This window comes from Actinomadura xylanilytica, from assembly GCF_030283145.1.
Lineage (GTDB): Bacteria > Actinomycetota > Actinomycetes > Streptosporangiales > Streptosporangiaceae > Spirillospora > Spirillospora xylanilytica.
In genome coordinates, this window is the sequence record NZ_JASNWE010000003.1 from 917,455 (window position 1) to 933,890 (window position 16,436).

The 16,436-nt window shown below is 74.5% G+C and carries 18 protein-coding genes; 7 read left to right on the forward strand and 11 right to left on the reverse strand.

What is annotated here, in order from left to right:
- Nucleotides 1-185: 185 nt before the first annotated feature.
- Nucleotides 186-833, forward strand: a complete 648-nt coding sequence (locus QP090_RS21790) for a M15 family metallopeptidase (RefSeq protein WP_285940971.1) — start codon at nucleotides 186-188, stop codon at nucleotides 831-833.
- A gap of 169 nt (nucleotides 834-1,002) precedes the next feature.
- On the opposite strand, the gene QP090_RS21795 is transcribed toward QP090_RS21790, so the two are convergent.
- Nucleotides 1,003-2,007 (reverse strand): DNA polymerase domain-containing protein, encoded by a 1,005-nt coding sequence (locus QP090_RS21795; RefSeq protein ID WP_432763063.1) that lies wholly within the window; start codon nucleotides 2,005-2,007, stop codon nucleotides 1,003-1,005.
- Nucleotides 2,008-2,154: 147 nt separating this feature from the next.
- Here QP090_RS21795 and msrB point away from each other — a divergent pair, with 147 nt between their 5' ends.
- Nucleotides 2,155-2,556, forward strand: coding sequence for a peptide-methionine (R)-S-oxide reductase MsrB (msrB, locus tag QP090_RS21800; RefSeq protein ID WP_285940973.1), 402 nt, complete (start codon nucleotides 2,155-2,157; stop codon nucleotides 2,554-2,556).
- Here msrB and QP090_RS21805 read toward each other — a convergent pair.
- The 4 genes from QP090_RS21805 to hemG form a co-directional block, all read right to left on the reverse strand.
- Entirely contained in the window at nucleotides 2,528-3,748 is a 1,221-nt protein-coding gene (locus QP090_RS21805) for a metal-dependent hydrolase family protein (RefSeq protein WP_285940974.1), read from the reverse strand. The two genes, msrB and QP090_RS21805, sit on opposite strands and share 29 nt — an antisense overlap.
- Nucleotides 3,749-3,823: 75 nt before the next feature.
- Nucleotides 3,824-4,423: a hypothetical protein gene (locus tag QP090_RS21810; protein WP_285940975.1), complete on the reverse strand. Its 600-nt coding sequence runs from the start codon at nucleotides 4,421-4,423 to the stop codon at nucleotides 3,824-3,826.
- Nucleotides 4,424-4,533: 110 nt separating this feature from the next.
- Complete coding sequence (gene hemQ, locus QP090_RS21815) at nucleotides 4,534-5,235, reverse strand: hydrogen peroxide-dependent heme synthase (RefSeq protein WP_285940976.1); 702 nt, start codon at nucleotides 5,233-5,235, stop codon at nucleotides 4,534-4,536.
- Entirely contained in the window at nucleotides 5,138-6,646 is a 1,509-nt protein-coding gene (gene hemG, locus QP090_RS21820; protein WP_285940977.1) for a protoporphyrinogen oxidase, read from the reverse strand. The genes hemQ and hemG overlap by 98 nt, the downstream gene beginning before the upstream one ends.
- A 240-nt stretch (nucleotides 6,647-6,886) precedes the next feature.
- Between hemG and QP090_RS21825 the strand changes: the two genes are divergently transcribed.
- The gene (locus QP090_RS21825) at nucleotides 6,887-7,855 is read left to right on the forward strand and encodes a DUF4349 domain-containing protein (protein WP_285940978.1); all 969 of its coding nucleotides are present in this window, start codon (nucleotides 6,887-6,889) and stop codon (nucleotides 7,853-7,855) included.
- 15 nt (nucleotides 7,856-7,870) lie between these two features.
- Here the strand turns inward: QP090_RS21825 and hemE are convergent, their stop codons facing one another.
- Nucleotides 7,871-8,881, reverse strand: coding sequence for a uroporphyrinogen decarboxylase (hemE, locus tag QP090_RS21830; RefSeq protein WP_432763073.1), 1,011 nt, complete (start codon nucleotides 8,879-8,881; stop codon nucleotides 7,871-7,873).
- Nucleotides 8,882-9,157: 276 nt separating this feature from the next.
- On the opposite strand from hemE, the gene QP090_RS21835 reads away from it, so the two are divergent.
- From QP090_RS21835 to efeU, 4 genes are all read left to right on the forward strand, one after another.
- Nucleotides 9,158-9,430 carry a hypothetical protein gene (locus QP090_RS21835; protein ID WP_285940979.1) on the forward strand — a complete coding sequence of 91 codons (273 nt, stop codon included), beginning with the start codon at nucleotides 9,158-9,160 and terminating at the stop codon, nucleotides 9,428-9,430.
- 199 nt (nucleotides 9,431-9,629) lie between these two features.
- Nucleotides 9,630-10,205: a DUF3000 domain-containing protein gene (locus QP090_RS21840; protein ID WP_285940980.1), complete on the forward strand. Its 576-nt coding sequence runs from the start codon at nucleotides 9,630-9,632 to the stop codon at nucleotides 10,203-10,205.
- Nucleotides 10,206-10,224: 19 nt separating this feature from the next.
- Nucleotides 10,225-11,574, forward strand: coding sequence for a ribonuclease D (locus QP090_RS21845; RefSeq protein WP_432763064.1), 1,350 nt, complete (start codon nucleotides 10,225-10,227; stop codon nucleotides 11,572-11,574).
- Between the two features lie 166 nt (nucleotides 11,575-11,740).
- Entirely contained in the window at nucleotides 11,741-12,610 is an 870-nt protein-coding gene (gene efeU, locus QP090_RS21850; protein ID WP_285940981.1) for an iron uptake transporter permease EfeU, read from the forward strand.
- A gap of 7 nt (nucleotides 12,611-12,617) precedes the next feature.
- Here the strand turns inward: efeU and QP090_RS21855 are convergent, their stop codons facing one another.
- From QP090_RS21855 to QP090_RS21875, 5 genes are all read right to left on the reverse strand, one after another.
- The gene (locus QP090_RS21855; protein ID WP_329522394.1) at nucleotides 12,618-12,977 is read right to left on the reverse strand and encodes a hypothetical protein; all 360 of its coding nucleotides are present in this window, start codon (nucleotides 12,975-12,977) and stop codon (nucleotides 12,618-12,620) included.
- Between the two features lie 64 nt (nucleotides 12,978-13,041).
- A complete protein-coding gene (locus tag QP090_RS21860) occupies nucleotides 13,042-14,238 on the reverse strand; it encodes an ABC transporter permease (protein ID WP_285940983.1) in 1,197 nt (398 codons plus the stop codon).
- Nucleotides 14,235-14,903, reverse strand: a complete 669-nt coding sequence (locus tag QP090_RS21865) for an ABC transporter ATP-binding protein (RefSeq protein WP_285940984.1) — start codon at nucleotides 14,901-14,903, stop codon at nucleotides 14,235-14,237. The genes QP090_RS21860 and QP090_RS21865 overlap by 4 nt, the downstream gene beginning before the upstream one ends.
- Nucleotides 14,900-15,943: a peptidoglycan-binding protein gene (locus QP090_RS21870; protein WP_285940985.1), complete on the reverse strand. Its 1,044-nt coding sequence runs from the start codon at nucleotides 15,941-15,943 to the stop codon at nucleotides 14,900-14,902. The genes QP090_RS21865 and QP090_RS21870 overlap by 4 nt, the downstream gene beginning before the upstream one ends.
- Nucleotides 15,940-16,299: a hypothetical protein gene (locus QP090_RS21875; protein WP_285940986.1), complete on the reverse strand. Its 360-nt coding sequence runs from the start codon at nucleotides 16,297-16,299 to the stop codon at nucleotides 15,940-15,942. The genes QP090_RS21870 and QP090_RS21875 overlap by 4 nt, the downstream gene beginning before the upstream one ends.
- Between the last annotated feature and the right edge of the window lie 137 nt (nucleotides 16,300-16,436).

A 16,436-nucleotide genomic window follows, 5' to 3' on the forward strand; every position in this document is an offset into this window, starting at 1 on the left:
AGGCGGCCATCGCGTCCACGGTGATGTAACCCGGTGCCCCGGGCCGCCTCATCGTCGGCCGACCCCAGCACCTGGGCGGGCATGCCCGGCCTCCCAGCGGCACCGATGCCGCTGCCCCCGCCGTCACGGTCTCAGCGCACGATCCCCGTTCACGAAGGCCGACGGGCGCTGGGATGATCTGGATCATGGACGAGATCATCTTGATGTCGGACGCGCGGGTCGCCGCGGTGGCGGTGCGGGAGTGCGGGGAGCGGCTCGTGGACGTGCGGGGGACGCTGGCGGTCGACGCCCTCGCCGAGGACCCCGCGGGGGCCTTCGCGTTGCTGCGGGAAGGCGTCCTGGAGCGGCTCGTGAAGGCGCAGGCGGCGCTGCCCGGCGGCCGGCGGCTGCTGTTCATCGAGGGATTCCGCCCGCCGGCGCTTCAGCGGCGCTACTTCGAGGAGTACGCCGACCTGCTGCGGGCCGAGCATCCCGATTGGCCGGACGCGCGGGTCATGGCGGCGGCCAGCCGGTACGTCTCGCCGCCCGGGATCGCGCCGCACAGCGCCGGGGCCGCGGTGGATCTGACGCTGGCAGGCCCCGACGGGCAGCAGCTCGACCTCGGCACGCCGGTCGACGCGAGCCCCGAGGAGAGCGACGGCGCCTGTTACACCGCGGCGGACACGATCAGTGCGGAGGCGCGGGTCAACCGGGACGTGCTGGGCGCGGCGCTGACCGGCGCCGGGTTGGTCAACTACCCCACGGAGTGGTGGCACTGGTCGTTCGGCGACCGGTACTGGGCCCTGCTCACCGGGGCCGGCGCCGCGCTCTACGGCCCCCGCGACGGGCTCTGACCAGGGCCTGTCTCAACGTGCCCCAGCCGTAGCGCGAGCGCGTTACCTGGCCGGTGGGGCGAAGCCGAAGGCAAGCCCCACCGGCCAGATCGCGAAGCGATGTCGCGCTCGCCCAAGCACGGTCGGCGCCCGAGCCGTTAGGCGAGGGCGCCGGGCCGGGCTTGAATGACTACGCGTCGGTGTCCTTGCTGGGCTGGACGCGCTTGGGCTCGCCGGGCATCTTCGGGTAGTTGGGCGGGTAGGGGGCGTCGCCGAGGCCGTGGTCCTTCTCGTCGCGGTCTGCCATCTCCAGCAGCGGCTCCAGCGAGAACGCGGCGTCGTCGATGGCGGCATGCAGGTCGCCCACCTCGGCGAAGCGGGCGGGCATGGTGACGATGGTGAAGTCCTCGGGCGCGACGTCGGCCAGCTCGTCCCAGGTGACGGGGGCGGAGACCGGGGCGTGCGGGAGGGGGCGGACGCTGTAGGCCGAGGCGATGGTGCGGTCGCGGGCGTTCTGGTTGAAGTCGACGAAGATCTGCTCGCCGCGCTCCTCCTTCCACCACTTGGTGGTGACCTCGGCCGGGACGCGGCGCTCGAGCTCGCGGCCGAAGGCCAGCGCGGCGCGGCGGACGTCGGTGAAGGTCCAGCGGGGCTCGACGCGGACGTAGATGTGCACGCCGCCCTTGCCGGACGTCTTGACGAAGCCGGTGTAGCCCAGCTCGCCCAGCAGGTCGCGGGCCGGGCCGAGCGCGACCCGGACGGCGTCGGCGAAGTCGGTGCCGGGCTGCGGGTCGAGGTCGATGCGCAGCTCGTCGGGGTGGTCGACGTCGCCCTTGCGGACCGGCCAGGGGTGGAAGGTGAGGGTGCCGAGGTTGGCGGCCCAGGCGATCACCGCAGTCTCGGACGGCGCGACCTCGTCGGCGGAACGGCCGCTGGGGAAGTCGATACGGGCCGACTCCACCCAGTCGGGGGCGCCCTTGGCGATGCGCTTCTGGTAGAAGGCGTCGGCGCCGCGCGGGTTGTCGCGGGTGGCGAGGCGGGCGCCCTCGAAGACGCCGGACGGCCACCGCTCCAGGGTGGTCGGACGGTCGCGGGTCGCGCGCAGGATGCCCTCCCCCACGGCGAGGTAGTACTCCACGAGCTGCCGCTTGGTGTAGCCGTGCTCGGGGAAGTAGACCTTGTCGGGATTGGTCACTTTGACGAGCCGATCCCCGACCGGGATCTCAATGAAGGGCGAGGCCATACGGGCACGGTAGCCCAGGGGTCCGACAGAAGCGCCGCACGACCCGGTCACTGGAGGTGACCAGCGGAACAACCGGGGTCGCGAGGTAGTTTCGGAGGCATGGAGAAGATCCGCAAGAGCGAGGACGAGTGGCGGGCCCGGCTCAGCCCCGAGGAGTTCCACGTGCTCCGCGAGGCGGGCACCGAGAAGCCGTTCACCGGCGAGTACACCGATACCAAGACCGTCGGCGTGTACCGGTGCCGCGCCTGCGGGACGGAGTTGTTCCGTTCCGAGACCAAGTTCGAGAGCCACTGCGGCTGGCCGTCGTTCTACGCGCCGGCCGATGCGGAGCAGGTGGTGCTGATCGAGGACCGCTCGCTCGGCATGACGCGCGTCGAGGTGCGCTGCGCGGCGTGCGACTCCCACCTCGGGCACGTGTTCGAGGGCGAGGGATACGACACGCCGACCGACCAGCGCTACTGCATCAACAGTGTCAGTCTGAACCTGGAGCCGGCCGGGTGAGGCCGGCCTGGACGACCTGGCGCGGCCTGCCCTCGTCCCAGAGGGCGGACGGGTCGTCCAGCGGGTTCCCGTCCAGGATCAGCAGGTCGCCGCGGGCGCCGACCTCGATGCGGCCCAGGTCGTCGCGGCCGAGCAGACGGGCGTTGACGGAGGTGGCCGAGCGCAGGCAGGCGAGCGTCCCGGCGGCCTCGGCCTGGAGGCGCAGCCCGATGAGCTGGTCGTTCTCCAGGTCGCCCATGAGGTCGCTGCCGAATCCGACGGGGACGCCGGCGGCGTGCGCGTACTGGACGGCGGTCTGGCCCGCGTCCAGCACCTCCTGGTTCTTGGCGCGGCCGGCGGCGGGGAGGCCGACCTCGTCGCCGCGCCGGTTCATCGCGTCGTAGGCGACCAGCGTCGGCACCAGGAACGCGCCGTGCTCGGCCATCAGCGCGGCGGTGGCCTCGTCGATCAGGTTGCCGTGCTCGATCGACCGGACGCCGTTGAGCACCGAGTGCCGGACGGCCTCCGGGGAGTAGGCGTGCGCGGCGACGTAGCTGCCGCGCCGGACGGCCTCGGCGGTGACGGCGGCGACCTCCTCGGCGGAGTACTGGGCGGGCCGGATCGGGTCGGTGGGCGACACCACCCCGCCGGACGTCATGATCTTGATCGCGTGCGCGCCGGTGCGGAACCGCTCGCGCACCGCGACGCGCAGGTTCTCCACCCCGTCGACCACCTCGTTCATCCGCGCGGTGTGCAGGCAGATGTCGAGGTCGGCGGGGCGGGCGTCGCCGTGCCCGCCGGTCTGGCTGAGCGCGGGCCCGGTGTACAGGTAGCGGGGCGAGGCGATCAGGCCGGTCTCGATCGCGCGGGCCAGCCCGGCGTCGCCGCCCGCCACGTCCCGGACGGTGGTGAAGCCGCGGCGCAGGGCCCGCCCGAGCCGCCGCGCCCCGGCGAGGGCGAGGTAGCTGAGCGGGCCCGCGTCGAACTCCAGGTTGTGCAGCGAGATCGCGTACGCGTGGAAGTGCGCGTCGATCAGGCCCGGTGTGACGACCCGGCCGCGGGCGTCGATCACGCGGTCGCCGCGGGTGACGCGGTCGCCGATCTCGGCGATGACGCCGTCCCGGACGAACAGGGACGCCTCGCGCAGGTCGGCCGACCAGCCGTCGAAGACCAGGGCGTTGTCGACGGTCAGGCCGGACGTCGGTTCGGGCATGTGACGCTCTCTCCTCGCAGGTGGTGCGGTCCGCAGCACAGCGAGGTTACCCGGCGGGCCGGGCGCGGCGGGTGGTCAGCGGGTCTCGCCGACCTCGCAGTCGTCCTTGTCGCTCTGCTTGTTGGCCAGCACCACGCTGCCGTTGTCGCTGCTCTTGCCGTGCACGAAGACGCGGGGGTCGTCGTCGCCGCCCTCCTCCAGCAGCTTGGTGGTCCACTCGCACAGCGACACGGCGGGCTCGGAGTTCTCGTCGCCCTCGCCGAGATCGGTGTAGATCCGGACGAAGTCGCCGCTGCGCCGCACGTCCGTGACGTGCTTGACGACCTTCTTGCCGGTGTCCTGGGTCTCGAAGTACGGGACCGCCTCGGGCACCTCGTCGGGATCGCGGGTCGCCGGCGCCTTCGAGCCGGCCAGGGCGGACGGCCTCGCGGCCTCCTTGCCGGTGTGCGCGGCGGCGACGGCGCGGGGGGCGTCCCGCGAGCCGGTGACCGAGAACCCCACGACCGCCGCAGCGGCGAGCACCGCGGCCGAGGCGGCGCCGCCGGCGACGATCAGCCGGCGCCGTCGCCCGAACTCCCCGGACGACGGGCTCACCAACCGGTTCCAGCGGGCCGAGAGGCGGGACGGCGGCTTGGCGTGCCGGCCCCGCGGGGGCTTGGGGGGAGCGGTAGTCACGGCCAGCACCTTACTGCCCCATTGCCGCACGTTCGGCCCCCATCGGACAACATGCGTCCAACGGGCGATCCCGGAGACTCACCTCATCCCGGTCATCGCCGCGGCCGGGGTCACGGGAGAGCCGCGACCAGGTCGGCGACGGTCTTGCGGCGCCCGGTGTAGAACGGCGTCTCCTCACGGACGTACCGGCGCGTCTCCGAGCCCCGCAGGTGCCGCATGAGGTCGACGATGCGGTACAGCTCGTCGGCCTCGAACGCCAGCATCCACTCGTAGTCGCCGAGGGCGAACGAGGACACGGTGTTGGCCCGCACGTCCGGGTACTCGCGCGCCATCTTGCCGTGCTCGGCGAGCAGCGCGCGGCGCTGCTCGTCGGGGATCAGGTACCAGTCGTAGGACCGCACGAACGGGTAGACGCAGACGTAGTCCCGCGACTGCTCGTCGGCCAGGAACGCCGGGATGTGGCTCTTGTTGAACTCGGCGGGCCGGTGCAGCGCCATCTGCGACCAGACCGGCTCGCTCGCCCGGCCGACCGCCGTGCGGCGGAACCGCGCGTAGACGTCCTGGAGGTCGTCGGCGGTCGGCGCGTGCCACCAGAACATGTAGTCGGCGTCGGCGCGCAGGCCGGCCACGTCGTACACGCCGCGGGTGGTCACGTCCCGGCCGGCCGCCTGGTCGAGCAGGTCCTGGACCTCGGCGGCGGCCCCGGCGCCGAGGTCACCCGGGCTCGTCACCCGGAAGACCGACCACATCGTGTAGCGGATCACCTGGTTGAGGTCCCGCGCCTTCGGCCGGTCCTTCTCCGTCGCTGCCATGACTCGACTCTCCTCGGCTCTTCAGATGGTCCAGTATCCGGGACGCCGCGCCGCGCGCGGTCGCGACGCACGCCGGGACGCCCAGCCCGTCGTAGGCCGCGCCCGCGACGGCCAGTCCCGGCTGGCCGGCGACCGCCGCGCGGATCCGGCCCACCCGGTCGGCGTGGCCGACGTTGTACTGCGGCAGGCCGCCGCCCCACCGGGTCACCCGCGTCTCGGCGGGCAGCTCGGACACGCCGCAGGTGGCGGCCAGCTCGGTCATCGCGGCGGCCACCAGCTCCTCGTCGGAGCGCTGGAGCGCGTGCTCCTCGCCGAACCGCCCGATGGAGCACCGCACGGCGATGAGCTCGGGGTCGCGGTCGCGCAGGTGCGGCCACTTGACCGAGCTGAACGTGACCGCCTTGACGTCCCGTCCCTCGACCGCGGGCACCAGGTAGCCGCTGCCGCGCGGCAGCCGCGGGAACGCGGTGGCCCGGTAGACGAGCGTGATGATCGCCATGCTCGCGTACTCGATCCGGGCCAGCTCGCGGGCGGCGGCGGGGACGTCGTCGGCCAGCAGCCGGGCGGCGGGCGCGGCGGGGACGGCGACCACCACGGCGTCGGCGTCGACCCGCTCGGGGGCCCGCGTCGGCCCGACGGTGAGCCGCCAGCCGGTGGGGGTGCGGCGCAGCTCCCGCACCATCGCACCGGTGCGGACGGTGCCTCCGGCGGCGGCGACGTCGTCGGACACCAGGCCGGCGAGCGTGCCCAGCCCGCCGGGCAGCGTGGCGAACACCGGCCCGGCGTCCTTCGGCGCGGCGTCCCGGATGCCCTGGACGGCGGAGATCAGCGAACGGTGGGTGCGCGCGGCGGCGGCGACACCCGGGAGCGTGGCGTCGAACGAGAGCTGATCGACCCGTCCGGCGTAGACGCCTCCGAGCAGCGGCTCGACCAGCCGGTCGACGGCCTCGCGGCCGACCCGGGCGCCCACGTAGTCGGCGACCGACACGTCGGCGCCGCGCGGCGTCTCGGGCAGCACCAGGTCGAGCGGGACGCGCGCGAGCCCGGCCGGGGACAGCACCTGGGACCCGGCCAGCGCCCGCAGGTCGGACGGCACGCCCATGACCTGGCCGGCCGGCAGCTTGCGGAGCGCGCCGTGGCTGAGGATCGCCGACGAGGTGGTGCCCGGGTTGACCAGCTCGTCCGAGCGGCCGAGGTCGCGCACCAGCTCCAGGCCCTCGGGGCGGCGGGCGAGCATCGACTCGGCGCCCTCGTCCACCGGCAGCCCGGCGATCTCGCTGACCCGCAGCTTGCCGCCGGTGCGGGGGGCGCCTTCGAGCACCGTCACCCGGACGCCGCCGCGGGCGAGCAGCCGTGCGGCGGTCAGGCCCGCGATGCCGCCACCGACGACAACGACATGCGAGGTGGTCATGGCTCCACCTTCCCAGACCCCCCGGGTGGCCGCGCACCGGGGGGCGGCGCCGTGATCCGCGCGTGCTCTCTTCGAGCCTGGATCGGGATCTACCACCACGAACCGTGTTCTGCACCACTCCGTCCAAGGGCCATGCGGACCCTCAGACAAGCGACATGTGCACTGATCGTCCTGTTACTGGCCATTCTGACGGCCGGGTGTGCAGGCGGTGGAACGAGTTCCGACTCGGCCGCCGGACCGATGGGCAAGGCCCCCCGCCCCCGGGCCTCCTCGTCGGCGGGCACCGGTGGCGGCACGAAGAAGCCGTCGGGCGGGAAGGAGCCCGCCCTCGCCCGCGCGGTCGTCTTCACCGCGGACCTGCGCGTCCGCAGCGGGAACGTGGACGCCTCGGCGACCCAGGCCAAGCGGCTGGCCACGGCCGCGGGCGGCTTCGTGGAGACCGAGGCGACCACGACCGCGCCGCCCGGCGCCGCCCTCACCCTCAGGATGCCCGCGAAGCAGTACGCGGGCGTGCTCGACCAGCTCTCCCGGCAGCTCGGCACCAAGCTCTCGCTGCGCCAGCAGGCGGAGGACGTGACCGAGAAGGTCGCCGACGTCGACAGCCGGGTGCGTTCGGCGGAGGCCACCCTGAAGTCGTTCCGCGCCCTCCTCGACCAGACCGGCGACCTCAACGAGATCATCCGGGTGGAGGATGAGATCTCGAGCCGGGAGGCCGACCTGGAGTCGCTCCAGTCCCAGCAGAAGGCGCTCCAGCACAGCACGAGCTACGGCACGGTGAAGGTCGAGCTGGTGGCCGAGCAGAAGGCGGCGGCCCCGGCGAAGAAGAAGCAGGAGCACGGCTTCGTCAGCGGCCTCAAGGGGGGCTGGCACGCCCTCAGCGCGTTCGTCGGCGGGCTGCTGGTGCTGCTCGGCTGGCTGCTGCCGTTCCTGGTCATCGCCGTGGTGATCGGCCTGCTGGGACGGCCCGTGTGGCGGCGCCTCCGCCACCGCCTCCCGCCCCTGGCCACGGAGTGGGTCCCCGCCGGATCACCCCGGCCCCGGCCGGCGGCCTCGGAACCGACCACCTCTGAGCCGAAGGCGTCCGGGCAGGAGGCGTCCGGGCAGGAGGCGGCTCAGCAGGAGCCGTCCGAGCCGGGGGTCGCCGAGCCGGACGCGTCCGGCGGGCCCAAGCCGCCGACGAGGCCGACGGGGCCGACGCCGCCCCAGTAGGTCCCGGGAGTCCGGTCAGTGCTGCGCGCTCGCCTCATGGACGAGGTCGGTGAGGCGGGCCAGCACGTCCGGGTCGACGGACGGCTGCACGCCGTGCCCCAGGTTGAAGACATGGCCCTCGGCGGCCCGGCCGCGCTCCAGGACGTCGCGGGCGCGCCGCTCCAGGACGTCCCACGGCGCGAACAGGAGCGCGGGGTCCAGGTTGCCCTGGAGCGCCCGGCCCGGCCCGACGCGGCGCGCGGCCTCGTCCAGCGGCACCCGCCAGTCGACGCCGACCACGTCGGCCCCGACCTCGCCCATCAGGCCGAGCAGCTCGCCGGTGCCGACGCCGAAGTGGATCCGCGGGACGCCGAGCGACTCGATCGCGGCGAAGATCCGCCGGCTGTAGGGCAGCACCGAGGCGCGGTAGTCCTCCGGGGAGACCGCGCCCACCCACGAGTCGAAGAGCTGGACCGCGCTCGCCCCGGCCGCGATCTGCACCTTCAGGAACGCGATGGTGATGTCGGCCAGCCGCTCCATCAGCTCGGCCCACAGCGCCGGCTCGCCGTACATCATGGCCTTGGTGCGGTCGTGGTTCTTGGACGGGCCGCCCTCGATCAGGTACGCGGCCAGCGTGAACGGCGCCCCGGCGAACCCGATGAGCGGGGTGCCGCCGAGCTCGCGGACCAGCTCCCCGGCCGCCGCGGCCACGTACGGGACGTCGTCCGGGGTGAGCGGGCGCAGCACGTCCAGGCCGGACGCGTCGCGGATCGGGTCGGCGATCACCGGGCCCACGCCGGGCTTGATGTCGAGGTCGACGCCGATCGCCTTCAGCGGCACCACGATGTCGCTGAACAGGATCGCCGCGTCCACCGCGTAACGCCGCACCGGCTGGAGCGTGATCTCCACGATCATGTCCGCGCGGGCGCACGCCTCCATCATCGGGACGCCCTCGCGCAGCTTCAGGTACTCCGGCAGGGAACGCCCCGCCTGCCGCATGAACCACACGGGCGTGTGCGGCACCGGGGCGCGGCGGCACGCCCGCAGGAAGGGGCTCTCCCGGAGTCCCAGGGCGGGGTGCCCCTGACCGGGGCCTTGCGAACCAACAGCGTCAACAGCCACCCTGCGATGGTCCCACGCCACCGGTACGCGGGCGCACGGGGGCGCACAACGGCACGCGAGAGGAAATCGGAACGGCCGGAAGGAAGCCACGGAGGGGCCGCGCGGGCCGGGTAGAAGTTCCGGACACGCCGAGCGAAGTCCCGCATTCTGTCACCGGCTCATGCGAACGTGATGCGTGTCATAGCCGAGGGAGGTTCCCCCTTGTACTGCTCCACCTGCGGTGATGAGCGCCTCTTCGAGCAACCGCCCTGCCCCGACGGGCATGGTCCGGACTGCCCAGAGCGGTTCTGCGCCGAGTGCGGCACCGCCGTCCTGATCGGCCTGCCGCCGGTCGTCCCCGTCATCGCGGGCGCCGTCACGGGCCCCCTCCCCGGCATCACCACCACCTCCGGCACCCCCACCGTGCACGGCGTGCCCGCCCTGATCGGCACGCCCGCCTCCGGCCGGACCACTTCCGCGCGGGCCGTGGCCTGAACGCCCCGGCCCCCGAGACGAAACCTGTGCCGTGCCTGCATCCCCGCCTTCACCCCCCGTCGCCGTGCCCGGCTCCGCGCCCGGCACCGTCCCACCGGCCCCTCCGGCCCCACCTGTCCCACCCGTCGCCGCGGCCGGGGCGCAGTCGCTCCGGCCGGGCCGCACCGCGGCGCAAGCCCGCACATCGGCCGGTCTCCCCATGAATCCACCCCCGTTCCAACGGGCCGTCGACACGCTGCGCGCGATTCTGGACGGCCCCGGCCCGCGACCGGAGCTCGACCTGGAGGACATGCCCGCGCCGCAGCGGCTCGCGCCGTACGCGGCGGCCATGTCCGGCAGCGTCTACCGCGACGGCGGCGACGGCGAGACCGAGATCGCCACCGGCCGGCTGATCGTCCTGTACGACCCCGAGGGCCGCCAGGGCTGGACCGGCGGCTTCCGGATCGTGGCCTACATCCGGGCCGACCTGGAGCCCGAGATCGCCGCCGACGAGCTGATCGGCTCGGTCGCGTGGAGCTGGCTGCTGGAGGCGCTGGAGCCCGCCGGGTACGCGGGCGAGTCGGGGACGATCACCCGCGCGGTCTCCGAGAGCTTCGGCGACAAGCGCGACGAGCCGTCCACCACCGAGCTCGAACTGCGCGCCTCGTGGTCCCCGACCGGGGAGGATCTCGCTGGTCACGTGACCGCGTGGTGCGAGGTCATGTGCACGACGGCGGGCCTGCCGCCCGCCGGGGTCTCGGCGCTGCCCGACCGCCCCGGCGGGGCCGGCGGCTGAGAGACGTACGGTAGGGGGCGTGGGTAGCACAACGTCCGAAACCGAGGCGGCCGGGGAGAACGCGGGAACCGTGGGAGTGTCCGATACACGCGCCACCGGCCCTGACCAGGGCGCGGGGGCAGAGGAGACCGCAGCGAGCGAGCAGGCCGAGCGAACGGCCGTGCCGCTGCTCGAACCGCGCGAGGGCGTACCGCCCGTCGTGGTCGACGGCGACGGGCTCGAACGCGTCATCGCCGCGTTCGCGGCCGGCACCGGCCCCGTCGCGGTCGACGCCGAGCGCGCGTCCGGCTACCGCTACGGCCAGCGCGCCTACCTGATCCAGCTCCGCCGCGCCGGGGCGGGCACGGCGCTGATCGACCCGGTCGGCTGTCCCGACCTGTCCGGCCTGGACGCGGCGCTGGCGGGCACCGAGATGGTGCTGCACGCCGCCAACCAGGACCTGCCGTGCCTGGCCGAGGTGGGGCTGGTGCCCCGCCGGCTGTTCGACACCGAACTGGCCGGGCGGCTGCTCGGCTATCCGCGGGTCGGGCTCGGCTCGATGGTCGAGAACGTGCTCGGGTTCGTCCTGGAGAAGGGGCATTCGGCGGCCGACTGGTCGACCCGCCCCCTCCCCGAGGACTGGCTCCGCTACGCGGCGCTCGACGTCGAGCTGCTGGTCGAGCTGCGCGACGCGCTGGAGGCGGAGCTGGAGGAGACCGGCAAGCTCGAGTGGGCGCTGGAGGAGTTCGCCGCGATCCTGGCGACGCCGCCCAAGCCGCCGCGCGCCGACCCGTGGCGCCGCACGTCCGGCATCCACCGCGTCCGCAACCGGCGGGCCCTGGCGACCGTCCGGGAGGTGTGGGAGGCGCGCGACCGGATCGCCCGCGAGCGCGACCTGTCCCCCGGCCGGGTGCTCCAGGACGCCGGGATCGTCGACCTGGCGCTGCACCCGCCCAAGACCCCGGCCGAGCTCCAGGCCCTGTCGACCATGCGCGGACGCGGCGCCCGGCGGCACCAGTCGGCGTGGCTGCGCGCGGTGTCGCGGGCCAAGGGCCTGCCCGACAAGGCGCTGCCCGAGGCCAACCTGCCCGGCGACGGGCCGCCGCCCGCGCACCGCTGGGCCGAGCGCGACCCCGAGGCGGCCAAGCGGCTCACCGCCGCGCGGGCCGTGATCGCCTCGCTCGCCGACGCGCACACGATGCCGTCCGAGAACCTGATGCAGCCCGACTCGGTGCGCCGCCTGGCCTGGACGCCGCCGAGCGACGTCTCCGCGACGGCGGTCGCCGCCGCGCTGCGGGGCCTCGGCGCGCGCGACTGGCAGGTCGGCCTGGTGGCGCAGCCGATCGCCGCGGCGTTCGTCGAGCTGGAGGAGGACGACGCGGGCGAGTGATCCCGCCCGCGCGGCGCGGGGAGCGTCCCGGACGGGCCTTGCGGGGGCCGCCGGACCGGCCCACACTGGCTTAGGTTAGCTTTGCCTAATCCGCGTGCGCCGGCACGTGCGAGAGTCCGTTCGCCCCCGGGACACTGCCCCGAGGCCCGAGTCCGAGGAGCCTGCGATGGTCCTGGGCAATTTCCTCATCGGCCTGCGCGAGGGGCTGGAGGCCGCGCTGGTCGTCAGCATCCTGATCGCCTACCTGGTCAAGAGCGGCCACCGCGGGGCGCTCGCCCCGGTGTGGGCGGGCGTCGGGCTCGCCATCGTGCTCAGCGTCGGGTTCGGCATCGCGCTGAGCGCCGCGTCCTCGGAGATGCAGTTCAAGACGCAGGAGCTGTTCGGCGGGGTGCTGTCGATCATCGCGGTCGGCCTGGTCACCTGGATGGTCTTCTGGATGCGCAAGACGGCCCGGTTCATGAAAGCCGAGCTGGAGGGACGGCTGGAGGGCGCGCTGAACGTCGGCCCGGTCGCCCTCGCGACCGTGGCGTTCCTCGCGGTCGGGCGGGAGGGGCTGGAGACCGCCCTGTTCCTGTGGACCAACATCACCAACTCCGCGGACGGCGCCGTCCAGCCGATCGTCGGCGCCGTCGGCGGGCTGGCCGTCGCGGTCGTGCTCGGCTACCTGCTCTACCTCGGCGGCCTCAGCCTCAACCTCAAGCGCTTCTTCACCTGGACGGGGGCGGCGCTCATCGTGGTCGCCGCCGGCGTGTTCGGGTACGGGTTCCACGACCTTCAGGAGGCCGAGGTGGTGCCCGGCCTGAACGCGGTGGCGCTGGAGCCGCACGTGTTCTTCGCCAAGTTCGGCACCGCGGGCGACTGGGCGCAGACGCTGTTCCAGGGCGTCCTCAACGTCACCCCGCAGATCACCTGGCTCCAGCTCGCCATGTGGGCGGCCTACCTGGTGCCGGTCATGGCGCTGTTCCTGCGCCCGGCCGCACCGTCCAGGCCGGCCCCCGCCGCGCCCGCCGGGGCGTCCCCCTCGCCGTCGTCCTGACCCGCTGTCACAGGTCGGGGAGCGGGTCCCGCGGGAGGCTGTCGCGGGCGAACACCTCGGCGTCGGCGGCGTTGATGACCGCGGCGTACTCGTCGTCCACCTCGAACTCGGCGCCGGCGAACTCGAAGGTGGCGCCGGAGCCGGTCTCGACCGGGCCGATGCGGGTGCCCCGCGGGTAGCTGCCCCAGACGCTCTTGGGCGTCCCGCGCGCGAACGGGCCGGTCGAGATCACCGCGATCTGGTCGCCGGTGACGACGAAGACGAAGGTGCCGCCGCCGCCACCGCCCGCCATCGCCGGGAAGATGTAGCGGATCTCCCCGTCGATCCCGAGGAAATCGCGGCAGCGGTCGCGGAGCGGGCGTGGCACCGGCAAGGCGGGGCACCTCCCCCGGGTCGGGATGTCGTCGTCCGTCCCAATCATGCACCGGTCGTCAGACCGTGGCCAGAGCCGTGGTCGGCGGCAGGCGGGCCGCCCGCATCGCCGGGTAGAGGCCCGCCACGGCGCCGATCGCGAGGGTCGCCGCGAGCGCCCCGCCGAGCGCCCACCCCGGCACCACCGGCGGCCACCCCCGGTAGAGCGTGAACCCCACGGTCACCGCCGTCCCGAGCAGCACGCCGGCGACGCCGCCGAACGCCGACAGCAGCAGCGACTCGGCCAGGAACTGCACCCGCACCTGCCCCCGGGTCGCGCCGAGGGACCGGCGCAGCCCGATCTCGCGGCGCCGTTCCAGCACCGAGATCACCATCGTGTTGGCCACCCCGACCCCGCCGACCAGCAGCGCGACCGCGCCGAGCCCGAGCAGCAGGCCGGTGAACGCGCCCGCCGCCGCGGCCCTGGCCTCCAGCGCGTCCGAGGGCCGGCTCACCTGGACCTCCTCGGGGTTCTCCGGGTTGACCGTCCGGGCCAGGACGTCGCGGACGGCGGCCACCGAGGCGTCCGCCGACCGCTCGTACACGGTCGTCGGACGGCCGCCAAACCCGAGGTGGCGCCGCGCCGCCTCCCAGCCGACCAGCGCCGACCGGTCGATCTCCGGCGCCAGCCCGGCCGGGTCCAGCACGCCGAGCACGGTGAACCAGCGTCCGCCGAGCCACACCCGTCCGCCCGCCCGGTCGAAGCCGAGCCGCCGCGCGGCCTCCGAGCCGAGCACCACGCCGGGGTGGCGGGCGGTGCCCGCGTTGAGCCAGCCGCCCGAGCGGACCGTCGCGTCCAGCGTCCGCAGCAGCTCCGGCGTGGCCGCCTGCACCGCGATGCCCCCGGTCACCTCCTTCGGGATCCGGTCGGTGCGCCGCACCGTGGCATCCGTCGCGCCCGTCGCGCCGACCGCGGTGACCGGCCCGATCCGGGCGACCATCGCCGGGGCCGACGCGGGCAGCTCGGCGCCCTCGCCGAACAGCGTGTCGCCCGGCGTGACGGTCAGCAGGTTGGTGCCGAGCCGGTCGATCCGGCGGAGCAGCTCCTCCTTGCTGGACGAGGAGATGCCGATCACCGCGACCATCGTCGCGATGCCGATCGCGATGCCGAGCGCCGACAGCACCGCCCGCGCCGGCCGGGCGCGCAGCCCGCCAAACCCGACCCGCACCACGTCCCGGCCGCCGAGCCGGGCCGGGGTGAGCCCCGGGGCGCTCACCGGGCGCCGTCCACGATCAGCCCGTCGCGGACCCGCACCCGGCGCGGCGCGAGCGCGGCCACCTCCGGGTCGTGCGTGATGATCGCCACCGTGGTGCCGGACCGGTGCAGGCCGCCGAGCAGCTCCATCACCTCGGCGCCCGCGGCCGAGTCCAGGTTCCCGGTGGGCTCGTCGGCCAGCACCAGGTCGGGCTCGCCGACCACGGCCCGCGCGACCGCCACCCGCTGCCGCTCGCCGCCCGAGAGCTGGTTCGGCCGATGCCGGACCCGTCCGCCGAGCCCGACCCGGTCCAGCGCCCGCGCGGCCCGTTCCCGCCGCTCCCTCAGGCCCGCGCCCGCGTAGAGGAGCCCGTCGGCGACGTTGTCGAGCGCACTGACCCCGTCCGCCAGGTGGAACTGCTGGAAGACGAACCCGATGTGCCGCGCCCGCAGCGCCGACAGCTCCCGGTCGCTCAGCGCCGCGACATCGTGCCCGGCGATCCGGACCGTCCCGGCGGTGGGCCGGTCCAGCGTCCCGATCATGTGCAGCAGGGTGGACTTGCCCGACCCGGACGGCCCCACGATCGCGGTCAGCTCCCCCTGCGCGACGGCCAGGTCGACGCCGCGCAGCGCGGCCACCCCGCCCGGATACTCCTTGGTCACCCCGGCCAGCTCGATGATGTTCACGTGGCGGGCACCCCGACCTTCATGCCCGCGCGGACCGCGCCGCCGACCTCGACCCGTCCGCCGCCGAAGGCCCCCGTGGTCACCGGCACGATCCGGCGTGCCGAGCCCTCCACGACCTCCACCCCGAAGCCGCCCTCGCGCAGCGCCAGCAGCGCCTCGACCGGCACCGACAGCACGCCCTCGCGGCGCTCGCTCTCCAGCGCGACCGTGACCGGCGCCTGGTCCAGCCCGCCGCCCGCGCCCTTCACCAGCGTGATCTCGACGTCCAGGGTGGTCTTGGCGTCCTGCCCGGTCCCGGTCCTGCGCGCCACCGAGCCCACTTCGGAGATCCGCCCCTCCGCGCCCTTCCCGCCGGGCAGCTCGACGCCCACCCTGGCACCCTTGCGCGCCAGGTCCTGCTTGCCGGCGTCCAGATCCAGGTGGACGACCTGGCGGGTGCCCGTCACGGTCAGCACCGGCTGCCCGCCCGCGGTCCGCGCCCCCTCCGGGGCCCGCACCTCCTTCACCCGCACGGCCCCGGGCAGGAACACCACCTGCGCCGCGTCCACCGAGCCGCTCTCCGCGAGCCCCCGGTCGTCCTGCCACTCCCGGACGGCGTCCGCCGTCGCCCCGGTGAACTCCTCGTCCACCGTCAGGCCGCCCCCGTAGCCGAGAGCCCGCAGGTTCCGTTCGAGCTGCTCCACGTCCACGCCGCCGGACACGCCGCGCGCCAGCGTCCGGTACATCGGCACGGCGCCGTACATCAGGGTCACCGGCTCGCCGTCCACCCGCAGCAGGGTCCTGCCGCGCTTGACGGTCCGTCCCTCCTTGGGCGCCGCGGTGACCGTGCCGGACGCCCCCGTCCGCACCTGCCGCTCGTCCTCAAAGGTGAGCGTCCCGTCGACCTTCTCCGAATCCACGAGGTCGCCCCTGGACACCGTCGCGGTGCCGAGCGCCGCAGCATGCGCCTCGCCGCCGCCCCCTCCCCCGCTCAGCGCCACCGCCGCGCCACCCGCCGCCACCACGGTCACGGCGGCCCCGACCACCAGCACCTTCCTCATCGTCCGCCCGCTCCGGCCAGGACGCCCTTGCACGCCTTGCCCGCCTTCTCGACCTTCGCCCGGTCACCGGCCTGCGCCGGCAACGCCATCCCCCCGTCGGGCTTCGGGTCGGGCATGTCCACCCCGTTCTTCCGCATGCACTGGGCGAACTTGATGTACTGATCCCGGACCTTGGGATCCTTCATGTCCGGCATCTTCCCGCCGGCCTGCAAGTACGGCTGGCACTTCTTCATCGCCGCCTGCAACGCGGCCCGGTCGGTCCCCTTCCCACCCAGCCGCATCGTCTGGCCGGCGCCCCCACTCCCCGGATCGGGCACATCGACCCCGTTCTGCCGCATGCACTGCGCGAACTTCAACCGCGCGTCCTCCGGGCTCAGCGACTTCGACGGAGCCGCCGAGGCCCCCTTGGCCCCCGTCCCCCCGGCGCTGGCGACCCCACCACCCCCGTCCCCTCCCCCACAACCCGCAACCCCCAGCAGCACCGGCACCACGA

Bases quoted from the DNA above. Each gene is read 5' to 3' on its own strand.
- QP090_RS21790 (WP_285940971.1), top strand. From the start codon at position 186: ATGGACGAGATCATCTTGATGTCGGACGCGCGGGTCGCCGCGGTGGCG.
- msrB (WP_285940973.1), top strand. From the start codon at position 2,155: ATGGAGAAGATCCGCAAGAGCGAGGACGAGTGGCGGGCCCGGCTCAGC.
- QP090_RS21805 (WP_285940974.1), bottom strand. From the start codon at position 3,748: ATGCCCGAACCGACGTCCGGCCTGACCGTCGACAACGCCCTGGTCTTC.
- hemQ (WP_285940976.1), bottom strand. From the start codon at position 5,235: ATGGCAGCGACGGAGAAGGACCGGCCGAAGGCGCGGGACCTCAACCAG.
- hemG (WP_285940977.1), bottom strand. From the start codon at position 6,646: ATGACCACCTCGCATGTCGTTGTCGTCGGTGGCGGCATCGCGGGCCTG.
- QP090_RS21825 (WP_285940978.1), top strand. From the start codon at position 6,887: ATGGGCAAGGCCCCCCGCCCCCGGGCCTCCTCGTCGGCGGGCACCGGT.
- QP090_RS21840 (WP_285940980.1), top strand. From the start codon at position 9,630: ATGAATCCACCCCCGTTCCAACGGGCCGTCGACACGCTGCGCGCGATT.
- efeU (WP_285940981.1), top strand. From the start codon at position 11,741: ATGGTCCTGGGCAATTTCCTCATCGGCCTGCGCGAGGGGCTGGAGGCC.
- QP090_RS21870 (WP_285940985.1), bottom strand. From the start codon at position 15,943: ATGAGGAAGGTGCTGGTGGTCGGGGCCGCCGTGACCGTGGTGGCGGCG.